Annotated in this window: 11 protein-coding genes; 5 read left to right on the forward strand and 6 right to left on the reverse strand. The window is 64.5% G+C overall.

The window, feature by feature from the left end; all coding sequences use genetic code 11:
- Nucleotides 1-63 precede the first annotated feature (63 nt).
- The gene (locus GWG54_RS05495; protein ID WP_167936906.1) at nucleotides 64-1,068 is read right to left on the reverse strand and encodes a tripartite tricarboxylate transporter substrate-binding protein; all 1,005 of its coding nucleotides are present in this window, start codon (nucleotides 1,066-1,068) and stop codon (nucleotides 64-66) included.
- Between the two features lie 313 nt (nucleotides 1,069-1,381).
- On the opposite strand from GWG54_RS05495, the gene GWG54_RS05500 reads away from it, so the two are divergent.
- From GWG54_RS05500 to GWG54_RS05510, 3 genes are read left to right on the forward strand one after another with little or no spacing between them, the layout of a single operon-like run.
- Nucleotides 1,382-1,810 (forward strand): universal stress protein, encoded by a 429-nt coding sequence (locus GWG54_RS05500; RefSeq protein WP_167936822.1) that lies wholly within the window; start codon nucleotides 1,382-1,384, stop codon nucleotides 1,808-1,810.
- A gap of 53 nt (nucleotides 1,811-1,863) precedes the next feature.
- Nucleotides 1,864-2,649 (forward strand): enoyl-CoA hydratase/isomerase family protein, encoded by a 786-nt coding sequence (locus GWG54_RS05505; protein WP_167936823.1) that lies wholly within the window; start codon nucleotides 1,864-1,866, stop codon nucleotides 2,647-2,649.
- Nucleotides 2,646-3,842 (forward strand): CaiB/BaiF CoA-transferase family protein, encoded by a 1,197-nt coding sequence (locus tag GWG54_RS05510; protein WP_167936824.1) that lies wholly within the window; start codon nucleotides 2,646-2,648, stop codon nucleotides 3,840-3,842. Before GWG54_RS05505 ends, GWG54_RS05510 begins: the two co-directional genes overlap by 4 nt.
- 66 nt (nucleotides 3,843-3,908) lie before the next feature.
- Here GWG54_RS05510 and GWG54_RS05515 read toward each other — a convergent pair whose 3' ends face one another.
- The 3 genes from GWG54_RS05515 to GWG54_RS05525 form a co-directional block, all read right to left on the reverse strand.
- A complete protein-coding gene (locus tag GWG54_RS05515) occupies nucleotides 3,909-5,519 on the reverse strand; it encodes a thiamine pyrophosphate-requiring protein (RefSeq protein ID WP_167936825.1) in 1,611 nt (536 codons plus the stop codon).
- 205 nt (nucleotides 5,520-5,724) lie between these two features.
- Entirely contained in the window at nucleotides 5,725-6,975 is a 1,251-nt protein-coding gene (locus GWG54_RS05520; protein ID WP_167936826.1) for a CaiB/BaiF CoA-transferase family protein, read from the reverse strand.
- Between the two features lie 42 nt (nucleotides 6,976-7,017).
- A complete protein-coding gene (locus GWG54_RS05525; RefSeq protein ID WP_167936827.1) occupies nucleotides 7,018-8,250 on the reverse strand; it encodes an MFS transporter in 1,233 nt (410 codons plus the stop codon).
- A 498-nt stretch (nucleotides 8,251-8,748) separates the two neighbouring features.
- On the opposite strand from GWG54_RS05525, the gene GWG54_RS05530 reads away from it, so the two are divergent.
- Nucleotides 8,749-9,516, forward strand: coding sequence for an IclR family transcriptional regulator (locus tag GWG54_RS05530; RefSeq protein ID WP_167936828.1), 768 nt, complete (start codon nucleotides 8,749-8,751; stop codon nucleotides 9,514-9,516).
- A 21-nt stretch (nucleotides 9,517-9,537) separates the two neighbouring features.
- Here the strand turns inward: GWG54_RS05530 and GWG54_RS05535 are convergent, their stop codons facing one another.
- Together GWG54_RS05535 and GWG54_RS05540 are read right to left on the reverse strand one after the other, a co-directional pair.
- A complete protein-coding gene (locus tag GWG54_RS05535; RefSeq protein ID WP_167936829.1) occupies nucleotides 9,538-9,699 on the reverse strand; it encodes a hypothetical protein in 162 nt (53 codons plus the stop codon).
- A gap of 653 nt (nucleotides 9,700-10,352) precedes the next feature.
- Nucleotides 10,353-10,967, reverse strand: a complete 615-nt coding sequence (locus GWG54_RS05540; RefSeq protein ID WP_167936830.1) for a TetR/AcrR family transcriptional regulator — start codon at nucleotides 10,965-10,967, stop codon at nucleotides 10,353-10,355.
- Nucleotides 10,968-11,069: 102 nt separating this feature from the next.
- Here GWG54_RS05540 and GWG54_RS05545 point away from each other — a divergent pair, with 102 nt between their 5' ends.
- Complete coding sequence (locus tag GWG54_RS05545; protein ID WP_167936831.1) at nucleotides 11,070-12,428, forward strand: amidohydrolase family protein; 1,359 nt, start codon at nucleotides 11,070-11,072, stop codon at nucleotides 12,426-12,428.
- The last annotated feature ends 5 nt before the right edge of the window (nucleotides 12,429-12,433 follow it).

Here is a 12,433-nt window from a genome sequence, read left to right on the forward strand (position 1 = left end):
TCCGGCGTTACGTTCCTCTCGGTTGACTCTGTGTTACTCATAATAGTACTAGGCGGAGGGGGGTTACGAATGTTCTTCGATCAGCTCGATGATCCCGAGTTCCTCGATCTCCGCGAACGCGTCTTCGATCGCCGCGTTCGCCTCGTCGGGCCCCTCGTAGAAGATCGGGTTTCCGGTCTCCTCGGACCACTCCTGGTAGCGCTCGTCCTCGGTCGCCTCCTCGACGCGTCCGGTCAGTTCCTCGATGACGCCGTCGGGCGTATCCGGCGGCGCGTACAGCCCGCGAGTGACGCCGGAGATGAAGTCCATGTCCGGGTACCCCTCGTCGGTGACGGACGGGATGTCGGGATACACTTCCGTTCCCTCGCTCCAGAACGTACAGACCGGGTAGACGCCTCCGGAGGAGACGTTCGGCTCCGTCCCCGCATCGGTTCCGATCCCGCAGGGTACCTCGCCGGAGGTAACCGCCTCGGTGATCGGACCGGTTCCCGTATACTGGACCCGCTCCTCCCACTGCCAGTCGTACTCCTCGGCGTACCCCTCGCCGTGTTTCGCCAGCAGAGTCATGATGTCCTGGGGGCTGCCCGGCTCCTGGATTCCGATCGTTTCCCACTCGCCGGAGTTGTGCATCTCGCGGACGTCGTCGAACGTCTCGACCTCGTCCTCGTACTCCTCGTTGACGATGAGACACCACGTCGAGCGGCCGATGTTCGCGATGCCCTCGAGGTCGCGCTGATCGAAACCGGGGTCCTCGAGCATCTGCGGCGGCACCTCGAGCGGGGTCGCACTCCCCGAAATCGTGTGTCCGTCCGGATCCGAGCCGTACAGCTCCCCGAACCCGTTCAGGCCGCCGCCGCCGGGGACGTTGTCCACCTGGATGTCCTGTCCCATCGCGTCGGTGAGCGGTTCGACGATACCGCGGGCGTAGACGTCGGTGCCACCCCCTTCGTCGTACGGCACGATGTATCGGATCGATTCGGAGGGTTCCCAATCCTCACCGTTCCCCGATCCCGGGCTGTCGTCCTGCAGACAGCCGGCCATCGACGCAGCAGCACCCGCACCGGCGATTCCGAGGAACCGTCGCCTGGTCGTTGCCTCCACCGTCACACTTCGTTGCGTTGTTTCTTCGGACATACGTATTGGCCACAGACCCTGGGATGTGTTGCTTGACTCCGTGAGTCAGGGTCACACTACCATGATCAAACAGTACAGACATAAAGCTTTCTCTTATACCGGAATCTTTCGACAGTAGAGATAAACGCAATAACGAGGTACTAGGTGAACTAGTAGTTCCGTTCCGATCGCTCTCGACGGGCGATCCGTCGCGGACGGAGCCGGCGTGCGGGTAACTGATTTACGGGTGGAGATCCTCCTCGAAGCCATGACCGTCGTTGCAGCGATCGATCGTTCCGACAGGGCAGCCGCCGTCGTTACCCAGGCACACCGTCTCGGACGCGCGTTCGACGAACCGGTCGAGGTCGTCCACGTGCTCACCCGTGACGAGTTCGTCTCCCTCGAGCGGACGAACGTCAGCGAGACCGGGGGGACGGTACCGGTGGCGGACGTCGTCGAGATCGCGGAGGAGATCGCCGCGGAGGCGATCGAGGACGCGAGTGTCGAGGCGACACCGGTCGGACTCCTCGGCGACCCGGCGGATGAGATCGTCGATTACGCCGACGAGGCGGACGCGAGCTACCTGGTGGTCGCGGGACGAAACCGATCGCCGGTCGGGAAGGCGCTATTCGGGAGCGTCACCCAGTCCGTCCTCCTGAACGCGTCCACCCCGGTCGTCTCGCTCCGGGTCGAGTAAGCGTCGGCGCCATAATACAAAATTTTTTGCGAGAGACACACTAACGGCGGTACATGGTCAGCGACAGTGCCTACGAGAGCATCACCGTCGACGTCGACGACGGGATCGCGACGATCGAGTTCCACCGACCCGAGGTCTACAACGCGCTCAACAACGAGGTCATGCTCGATCTCAAGCGCGCGTTCGATGAGATACAACTGAACCGCGATATCGATGCCGTGGTGATCACCGGTGAGGGTGAGGACGCCTTCTCCGCGGGCGCCGACATCTCCCAGTACGCCGGGACGGCCGAGGAGCACGATCCGCTCCAGCGGGACCGTCAGGAGCTGTTCTACGAGATGTACCAGAAACCGTACGACTGCCACGCGCCGGTGATCGCGAAGATCAACGGCTACTGTGTCGGCGGGGGCCTGATCTTCGCGATGTACTGCGATCTCCGGATTGCCGTCGACGACGCGAAGTTCGGCGTCCCGACCGCCAACATCGGTCAGATTCCGACCGGCGGCTCGACCTGGCGGGCGGTCGAGCTGGTCGGCGAGGCCAAGGCGAAGGAGCTCGTCTACACCGCAGGGATGATCGACGCCGACGAGGCCGAGCGCATCGGGCTGGTCAACCGCGCTGTCCCGCGCGAGGAGTTAGACGAGACCGTCGACGGAATCGTCGACGGGATCCAGAAGACCGGACGAACGGCGGTGAAAAACTCCAAACGCGCGCTCAACGGCGCGGTACGCGCCGGCAGTCTCGAGGAAGCGCGGGAACAGGAAGCCGAGATCTGGTGGGAGCAGTTCGCCACCGACGAGCGCCGCGAGCTGGTCGACGAGTTCAACGAGGAACGATGAGCGGGGGGCCCCTTTCCGGCGTCTCGGTCGTCGAGATGACCGGTCACCGCGCGGGTCCCTTCTGCGGGGCACTGCTCGCCGACATGGGCGCCGACGTCGTGAAGATCGAACGCCCGGGCGTCGGCGATCCGGCCCGATCCCAGGGGATCGGTCCCGACGGCAAGTCCGGCTACTTCATGGCGAACAACCGCAACAAACGGTCGGTTACCCTCGATCTCAAGACCGACGCGGGAACGGAGGCCACCCGGGAGCTGATCGCCAGCGCCGACGTGTTCGTCGAGAACTTCGGCTACGGCGTCACCGACAAGCTCGGCATCGGCTACGACGAGATCAGCGATCGCAACCCCGAAATCGTCTACGCCAGCATCAAGGGGTACGGCGAAACTGGCCCCAAACGGGAGCAGCCGGGACTCGATCTCATCCTGCAGGCTGAGGGCGGGATCATGAGCGTCACCGGTCCCGAGGGCGGCGAGCCCGTCAAGGTCGGCCAGGCGATCGGCGATCTCACGACGGGGATGTTCACCGCGATGGGCGTCCTCGCGCGACTGTACGAGCGCGACCGCCTCGAGGATCCCGACGCGTTCGTCGGGAAGTTCGACGTTGGCCTGTTCGACTCGATCGTCACCCTGCTCAACGAGTACCTCACCGAGTACTCGATGGATGGCTCTGTTCCCGGACCCCAGGGCGTGACCCACCAGACGCTCGTTCCCTACCAGCGCTTCGAAACCGCCGACGGCGCCATCGTCACCGGCGTCCCGAGCGACGAGCGCTGGGACGACTTCGTCGATCTGGTCGGCGCCGAGGAGCTCCGGGAGTATCCGACCAACGACGATCGTCAGGCGAACGCCGAGCGGGTCACCGAACTGATCCAGACGGCCCTCGAGGAAGAGCCGACTGAACACTGGCTCGAGCAGCTGACGGCGGCGAGCTTCCCCTGCGGTCCGATCAACGACGTGGCCGACGTCGTCGCGGACGAACAGACGAGCGCCCGGAACCTCGTCGTCGACCACGAGGACCCCGACTGGGGCGAGTGCCTGCTGCCGGGCCACCCGATCAACTACCCCGAGTACGACGCCGTCGTGCGCTCGCCCGCGCCGCGGCTGGGCGAGCACACCGAGGACGTCTTCGACGAAATTGCCGACGATCAGACGACTCTCGAGCGGTGGAGCGAGGACGGCGCGTTCGGCGACTGACGCGCTTGAACGTCTTTCGGCGGGACGAAGGAGCGAATCGATAGAAGAGCGTTCAGCGATGCCGTCCTACTCGAGGTCAGGCCGCGAGAGTTCGGTCTCCTTCGAGGTGATGATCTCGAGCAGCGCGGGCGTGCCGGACTCGGTCTGCTCGACGGCGCGCTCGATGGCCGGCCCGACCTCGTCGGGGTCCTCGACGCGCTCGCCGTAACCGCCCAGCGCCTCGCCGACGTCGGCGAAGTCCCCGGAGAAGGGGGTATCGTAGGAGGCCATCTCGTAGTTGTTCAGGTGGATCGTCAGGATCGGGATCTCCTCGCGGGCGGCCGTCTCGAAGTCCAGCCCGGTCATCCCGATCGCGCCGTCGCCCATGAGGTTGATGCAGTGCTTGTCGGGGTTGAGCAGCTTCGCGCCCATCGCGAGCCCGAGCCCGTACCCCAGCTGGGTCGTCTTCCCCCAGCCGATGTACGACAGGGGCTCGGTCGACTCCCAGAACGGCGCCAGGAAGTCCCGCGGGTTGCCGGCGTCGTGGGTGATGATCGTCTCCTCGGCGTCGAGTACCTCGGTGAGCTCGTGGATCACGCGGTAGGGGTTGATCGGCGTCTCCTCCGAGGTGAGTTTCGGGCGCCACTCCTCGAGCCACGCCTCGCGTGCGTCCTCGATCTCGCCGACGACGTCGTCGACCCGGCCGCGGGAGTCGTCGACCCGCGTGCCGACGGAATCGACCAGCGCGTCGAGGGTCAGCTTGGCGTCGCCGACCAGCGAGTAGTCGGACTCGACGTCCTTGTCGATGTCCGTCGAGTCGAGCGTCGAGTGGACGATCGTCGGTCCGTCGGGAACGGTGAGCCCGTAGGCGGTATCGGTGAAGCTACAGCCGACGCCGAAGAGGACGTCGGTCTCTCGCATGAAGTGTGCGAGCTGGCCCGGTTCGCTCTTGCTGGCGGCGCCCAGCGACAGCGGGTGGTCCTCCGGGAACGCGCTCTTGCCGTTGAGGCTGGTCGCGACGGGTGCCTCGAGCGTCTCGGCCAGCTCTCGCAGCTCGTCCCACGCCTGGGCGTAGTGGACGCCCTGGCCGGCGAAGATGACTGGGTTCTCGGCCTCGAGCAGGACGTCTGCGATCTCGTCGACGCCGTCCGGGTCGGGGCCGGATCGGTTCGAGCCGGTCGGTCGGTACTCGAACTCCCCGGAGAGATCCGTGTAGAAGACGTCCTTGGGCACTTCGACGACGGCCGGACGAGGGCGACCGTTCCGGGCCGCGCTGAACGCGCGACGCATCGTCTCGCCGACGGCGTCGGGATCGGTCAGCTGTTCGCAGGACTTGCTTACCTGCTGGTAGTTGACCAGCGAGTTGAACTTGGGGTCGACGTCGGTCTTGGCCTCGTCGTAGCCGGCCGGAATCGCGACGATCGGCGCGGACTCGCCGTAGGCCTGCGCGACCCCGCCGAACGAGTTCTCCGTTCCGGGTCCGTGCTGGCACGCGAACGCGCCGACGCGGTCGCCCGAACTCAGCCGTCCCACGGCGTCGGCCATGTGGACGGCAGTCCGTTCCTGTCTGGTGATGATGGTTCGAATCCCCTCTTCCTCGGCCGCACCGGTGTCGAAAAGCGGGTTGCTCGGGAATCCGAACAGGTACTCTACTCCTTCCTCTTTCAGGGTACGTGCGATCGCTTGATTGACGTCCATAGTGGTTGCTCCGGCGAAGACTACCTACTCCTACTTCCGACCACTATCATAAATCCTTCGACGCCTACAGCCGTTTTCGCCCGTATGCGGGGCTATCGACGCGGTCCTTCGGGCTTCCGCTCTCGACGCTGGCGGTGTCAGGTGCCCCAGTTTGGTTCGACGGTGCGACCGCTCTCGGGGGGCGGTCGCTCCCCTCTCGCTCGATCTATCCGGATAGCACGCCCTTCTCGCGGAGTTCCTCGATCTCCCGCTCCGAGTACCCGAGCGCCTCGACGACCGCCTCGGTGTCCTCGCCCAGCATGGGCGGTGCCTCGTCGAACCCGCTCTCCGATTCCGAGAAGTTCAGCGGGTGCTCGAGGATCGGGATCTCACCGGCAGCGGGGTGGGTGAGGGTGTCGACTGCGCCCCGCGCCTCGACCTGTTCGTTGTCCAGCGCCTCGCCGACGCCGTAGACGGGCCCCACGGGAAGGTCCGCATCCTCGGCGAGGCGTTCGACCCACTCGCCGGTGGTGCGTTCGGCGAACGTTTCGGCGAGTTCCGCCTCGAGGGCGTCCATGTTCTCGACCCGATCGGCGTTGGATTCGAACCGGGGATCGGAGGCGAGTTCCTCGCGGCCGATCTCCGTACAGAGCTGTTCCCACAGCTTCTGGTTCCCGCAGGCGACGTTCAGGTAGCCGTCGGCGGTCGGGTAGCTCTGGTAGGGTGCGAGGACGGGATCCTTCGTTCCCATCCGACCCGGCTCCTCGCCGACGAACGCCTTCGCGGCCTGTTTGGTCAGCCAGGGCAGCGCCGCGTCGAGCATTCCGAGTTCGACGCGCTCGCCCTCGCCGGTTCGTTCGCGCCGGTAGAGCGCGTTGACGATTCCGAACGCGGACCACATCGCGGTGATCAGGTCCGTCTGCGGCAACCCGACCTTGACGGGCTCGCCGTCCTCGGGGCCGGTGACGCTCATCATGCCGCTCATCCCCTGGATCAGCAGGTCGTAGCCGGGACGGGCGCTCCAGGGGCCGGAGTCGCCGAACGCGGAGATCGAGCAGTAGACGAGCCCGGGGTGGTCCTCGGCCAGCTCCTCGTACCCGAGCCCGAGCCGTTCGGCCGTGCCCGGTCTGAAGTTCTCGACGACGACGTCGGCCTCGTCGATCAGCTCCCGACAGATCTCGTACCCCTCCTCGGACTTGAGGTCGAGTTCGACGCTTTGCTTGTCGTAGTTGACCGTCCAGAAGTACGGCGATTCGCCGTGTTCGGACGCCGCCCGTCCTTCCCCCTCGTAGTCGGCGACGTCGACGAACGGCGGTCCGGAGTGACGACTGTCGTCGCCGACGGTCGGTCGCTCGATCTTGATCACCTCTGCGCCCTGGTTCGCGAGCATCAACGTCGCGAACCCGCCCGTCACGAACGTCGTCAGATCGACGACGGTAATATCGTCGAGAATTCCACCGCCAGCTCTAGCTACCATACACCAAGCATGCGAGATTACGGTATTAAATCTTGTTGTTAGTTACTCATTCTCACTGTGCAGTACGAGTAACGTCGCGACGATCCCGGCGCCGACCAGTGCGAGTGCGCCCAGCGTGGCTAGCAGGACGGTCTCGCTCGCGTAGGTGAGCAACGAGCCGGCGAGCGCGGCCCCCGCCGCGCCGAAGCCGAACATCCCGAGGTAGGCGTAGCCGTAGGAGAGGCCGTGGACGTCGGCGGCCGCGTACTCCGCGATCACCACCTGATAGATCGGCGCGGTCGCGTAGAGGAAAAAGCCGATGGCGGCACAGACCAGCAGGAACGGCGCGAGTCCCCAGTCAACCGAGGGGATAAAGGTGAACGCGAGGATCCCGAGGGCGGTCAGCGACGAGAGGAACGCATACTCCGTCCGTACATGGTCCGTGATCCGTCCGCCGGCGTACTGGCCGAAGATCCCGACCATCAGTATCCCCGTGTAGACGTACTGGGCCGGCTCGGCCTCCCGTCCGAAGATCTCGTAGGTCTCGAACCGGGGGAGACCGCCGATCATGTCGGGAAGGAAGGTTAGGAGTCCCCGGTAGTAGACTCCGTAGATCATGACCGCGGCGAACGTAAGCAGAAACCCTGCGGTGAGAAGGAGCCGCGAGTCGTCGACGATCGACTCAAGTTCCATCGACGACCGCTCGTCGTTCGAGCCGTCCCCGCCGTCGGCGGCGGCCGCGGTGCCTTCGTCGAACTCGATCAGCGATCCGAACGCGACGACGGCGACGGCCGGAATCGTAAGGACGACGACGACCAACCGCCAGTCGAGAACGAGCAGCAACGACGCGGTCAGCAGCGGACCGAACGCGGTTCCGATGTTACCGCCGACGCCGTGGTAGGCGAACACCGTCCCGCGGTTTTTCGCGCCGCGGCTGATCAGCGACAGCCCGGCGGGGTGGTAGACGCTCGCGGCGATGCCCCAGGCGACGATCGCCGCCATCAACACGTAGACGTTCGGCGCGAGCGCGAGCAGAAAGAACCCCCCGCCCATGCCGACGATCGACGCGACGATCAGTCGACGCGAGCCGTACGTATCCGAGAGCCGACCGCTCGGAATCGCACCGACGCCGATGAGTCCGTAGCCGACGCTGACGACGAGTCCGAGGACGAACGCCGACACCTCGAACGCGTCGAGCCAGATGACGATGAAGATCGGGATGCTCAACTCGTACGTGTGAAAGATCCCGTGTGCGAGCATCGTAAACCCCGTAATTGACCGATCGTTCTCATCCACGACTGCCCACCACTATTGTTCGGCGCACGGAGATACCTGGCATGTCACAACGACGCGTTCCGATACCACTTAACCGGTTCCCTACCGGCGCAGTCGTCAACGCCGATCCCGGATATTTGGATAGTCTCGAGACTCCCTCCCGACCACGAGCTATGGATTTTACGGGCCGATGCGGAAGGAGTAGCTCCTCGGAGAGTCCCGAATATTCGGGATTGCAACGGAGATCAGTTGAAGGAGGTGATTTCGGTGTCCCAATTTGAGAACACGTGACGGTATCCACGTCGACATAAGAGGTTTACAGAAGTACTTTCGTAATAAACCGGCAGTAGGATGATAACGTGAACCAATGAAGTAATGAATTATGAATATAGGCCGAATACGCTGTGGGTTTCGCGTACAACCCGTCCCGGATTCTCAGATCGGGGGCTGAAGCACCGACGGCGGCCGTCCCTGGAGAGAACACCATCATTTATGATCACTCGATACACAGCACCTCTCATGGCAAACAAACCCAAAACGGGGGCGCGAACGACTGAAACGTCGTTAGCGATCGTCGACGCGATTCGCGAACTACGCGGGGGAACGATCGACGAGATTTCCGAGCATCTGGGACTGTCGCCGAGCACCGTTCATCGACACCTCGTTACCCTCCGCGAGCACAACTACGTCGTCCAGTCGGACGGCACCTACCGGATTGGACTCCAGTTTCTCACCGTTGGCGGGCACGCACAGCGGGCGACGACCGCGTACCCGATGATCAAAGAGAAGGTCGACGTGCTGGCGGCCGAGACCGGGGAGCGCGCGCAGTTTATCGTCGAGGAGGCCGGCGAACGGGTCTACCTCTACACCGAGGTCGGACAGAGCGCGGTGCAGACGGGGGCACACATCGGCCGGCGGGGTCCGCTCCACACGAGCGCCGCCGGCAAATCGATCCTCGCGAACACGTCTCCCGAACGGGTCGACGAGATCGTCGCCACCCACGGCCTCCACGGCGTGAGCGAGAACACGATCACGACGCGTGCCGAACTCGAGGAGGAGTGCGAACGGATCCGCGAGCGCGGGTACGCCTTCAACCGGCAGGAGACGACCGAGGGGGTTCACGCGGTCGGCGCGGCGGTGACGAACTCGGCCGGCGAAGTGATCGGCGCGCTGAGCGTCTCCGGGCCTGCACACCGCGTCAAGGGTGAGCAGCTCACGGAGGAACTGCCGGAACGGGTGCTCAGCGCCGTCAACGAACTTGAACTCTACATCGAACACTCGATCTGAGGCGAATCGCCCGCCGCACTCTCAGCATCGCTCCGAGTCGGCCCCCACGAGCCCCGACGACTCGACACCGCCGCGAGCGTCGAGGGCCGCTCGATCGCCCGCCTCGAGGTCCTTCTCGAGCCCCACGATGATGCTCGTAACTCCGTCGAACGAGAAGGGGCCGAGTCGGTCCGGGGCCGTCACTGTTGAAGGGAGGGGACCGCCTGTCGGTTCTACGACCCCGTACTGGAACCTTTTCGTCCATCTGGAAACGGAATATATATGAAATTCACCATAAAATAGATTGTGTAGACTTGTATATAATACGAAATACTACTGCTCGGATGGCTACGGTCGGTACCGAGACGCGTCCCCTAAAACGGCCGATCGAGGGGACCGTCGCCACGTCCATAGATTGGTTATTGGGCCCGATAATTGGATTCCTCGAGAACCGTTTCCGACGAATCCTGTGTAAGATGGAGCAGCTGTTTGACCCGCTGGCGAAGCTCATCTCTTACGGTAGTGATCGAGAACGGAATACCCACAAGTCAAATACGGATAGGTATCGAACTACGACCACTTCTAAACGAGGGGTAGTGTTCCGTGGATTCGCTGCTCGATTCCCTCGGGTTCGCTCTCGCAGCCGTCGTCGGTCGCAGTCGCGCGGAGGCTGCGTCGTGGATCCGCCGCCGGGTCGAAGTCGCTTTTATCGTCGTGCCGGATAACGGGACGAGCCGAGGGCGGTCCGATCGATCACGCCACGGCTGAGGCCGACGACGCCGGATCATTCGGTCGGCTCTCGAAGCAACTCGGCGAGGAGTAGCGAACGGACCCGTTCGGACGGGCACGACGCGTCCTCAGCCGTCGGGACGCAGCGAATCGAGGACGAACTCGTCGATGGCCCGACGAGTCTCCTCGGGGGCGTCCTCATGCCCGAGCGCGATCCGACGGCCGCGCGCGGCGTGGATCAGGTCCGTGATGAGCTGGCCCATTCGCTCGGCGTCGACCTCGCGGAAGGTGCCGCGTTCGATTCCCGCCTCGATCACCTCGACGATGCTTCCTCGAATGCGGGCGTAGTGTTCGTTGAACACCTCCCGGTGGCGGTCGTCGTTTTGCGCATACGCGTACAGCTCGTGGTAGACTCGCATCCGATCCCAGTGGGTGAACTCGTCGAACTCTGGGCCGAACAGGCACTGATCGATCCGCGCGTCGAGCTCCGTCCGGGGATCCGCGTCGGCCGCCACTTCGACGCTGCCCTCGTACTGCTCGATGACGTACTCCAGAAACGACGACAGCAGGTCGTACTTGCCGTCGTAGTGGTAGTGGATCACCTGTCGGGTCAGCTCCATCTCTTCGCCGATGTGGCGCATCCTGAGGTCCTTGTACCCGTGCTCGCTCAGCGCACGGAACGTCGCCTCCATGATCACCTCCTGGGTGTCCTTGTCGGAGGCGCTCCCATCGGACTCGCTCATACGTTCTCTCCGTTCGAACGATATATAGTTCGATTGCTCCGCCGATGGAGAGTTTACCGGACGGTAAACTTTTGTCCCCGCGGTCAGTCTGTCAGATCGCGCATGACACAGACACACATCCGGAACGGCACCGTCGTCTCGCTCGACCCCGAAATCGGTGAGCTAGACGAAGCCGACGTGCTGATCGAGGACGGCGAGATCGTCGAGATCGGGCGCGGGCTAAGCGCGTCGAACGCCGAGGAGATCGACGCGAGCGACCACATCGTCCTGCCGGGATTCGTCGACTCGCACATCCACCTCGCACAGACCCAGGTACGGGGTATCGCCGGGAACTGGTCGCTCATGGGAGAGTACTTCGACCACATGCTCGGCAACATCACCGGACTCTACCGACCCGAGGACATGTATCTCGGCGGACTCTTCGGCGCACTGGAGAAGCTCTACACGGGGACGACCACGGCCCTGGACTGGTCGTACCCCAACTCGCTCGAGCACGCCGAACGGGCCGTCGACGCGCTCCAGGACGCCGGACTGCGCGCGGTGTACACCTACGGGCCGCCGGGCGACGACGCGGCGACGTGGTGGTTCAACAGCGACGTCGGCCTCCCCGAGGGGCAGATCCGCGAGTTCTACGCCGAGCGGATCCGCGACGACGACCTGCTCAGCCTCGGGCTCGGGCTCCGGGGGCCGGACTTCTGTACCGACGAGACCGCCCGCAGCGATCTGGAACTGGCCCGCGACCTCGACGCCGTCGCCACGCTCCACATGGGCGCCGCGTGTTGGCCCTCGTCGGTCTACGGCGACGACTACCAGGGCTTTGGCTGCCTCCGCGACGTGCTCGGCCCGGACGTCAACGTCGCCCACGGGAACCACTTCTCTCAGGAAGACGTCGACCACGCCGTCGAGCAGGGGGTCTCGTTCTCGGCGACGCCCGAAGTCGAGATGCAGATGGGCCACGGCGTTCCCGTGACGGGGAAGGTCCTCGAGGCCGGCGGCCGACCGGCGTGGGGCGTCGACGTCTGCTCGGACATCAGCGGCGACATGGCCACCCAGATGCGGATCGGCCTGCAGGTCCAGCGGATGTTCGAGAACCAGGCGATCCTCGAGGGTGATTCGGCGGTCACCGAGGTACAGACGACCGCGCGGGACACCCTCGAGATGGCCACCATCGAGGGGGCGCGGGCGCTGAACATGGAAGAGGAGATCGGCACGCTCACGCCCGGCAAGCGCGCGGACATCGTCATGATCCGTACGGACGACTTCATGACCGCGCCGTGTCACGACCCGATCCAGACCGTCGTCTTCCAGTCGGATCCGTCTCACATCGACACCGTGCTCGTCGACGGCGAACCGGTCAAGCGCGACGGCGAACTGCACAACCCCCTCCTCGAAGCGGAGTTCGACCGCTTCGTCGCCTCCGGCGAACGGCTGCTCGAGGAGGCCGGCATCGATCTCGAGTAACTACC

The organism is Natronococcus sp. JC468, from assembly GCF_012163165.1.
Classification (GTDB): Archaea; Halobacteriota; Halobacteria; order Halobacteriales; family Natrialbaceae; genus Natronococcus; species Natronococcus jeotgali.

What these genes read in the sequence shown, in the direction of transcription:
- GWG54_RS05500 (WP_167936822.1), top strand. Translation starts at nt 1,382, where the DNA reads ATGACCGTCGTTGCAGCGATCGATCGTTCCGACAGGGCAGCCGCCGTC.
- GWG54_RS05505 (WP_167936823.1), top strand. Translation starts at nt 1,864, where the DNA reads ATGGTCAGCGACAGTGCCTACGAGAGCATCACCGTCGACGTCGACGAC.
- GWG54_RS05510 (WP_167936824.1), top strand. Translation starts at nt 2,646, where the DNA reads ATGAGCGGGGGGCCCCTTTCCGGCGTCTCGGTCGTCGAGATGACCGGT.
- GWG54_RS05515 (WP_167936825.1), bottom strand. Translation starts at nt 5,519, where the DNA reads ATGGACGTCAATCAAGCGATCGCACGTACCCTGAAAGAGGAAGGAGTA.
- GWG54_RS05520 (WP_167936826.1), bottom strand. Translation starts at nt 6,975, where the DNA reads ATGGTAGCTAGAGCTGGCGGTGGAATTCTCGACGATATTACCGTCGTC.
- GWG54_RS05530 (WP_167936828.1), top strand. Translation starts at nt 8,749, where the DNA reads ATGGCAAACAAACCCAAAACGGGGGCGCGAACGACTGAAACGTCGTTA.
- GWG54_RS05540 (WP_167936830.1), bottom strand. Translation starts at nt 10,967, where the DNA reads ATGAGCGAGTCCGATGGGAGCGCCTCCGACAAGGACACCCAGGAGGTG.
- GWG54_RS05545 (WP_167936831.1), top strand. Translation starts at nt 11,070, where the DNA reads ATGACACAGACACACATCCGGAACGGCACCGTCGTCTCGCTCGACCCC.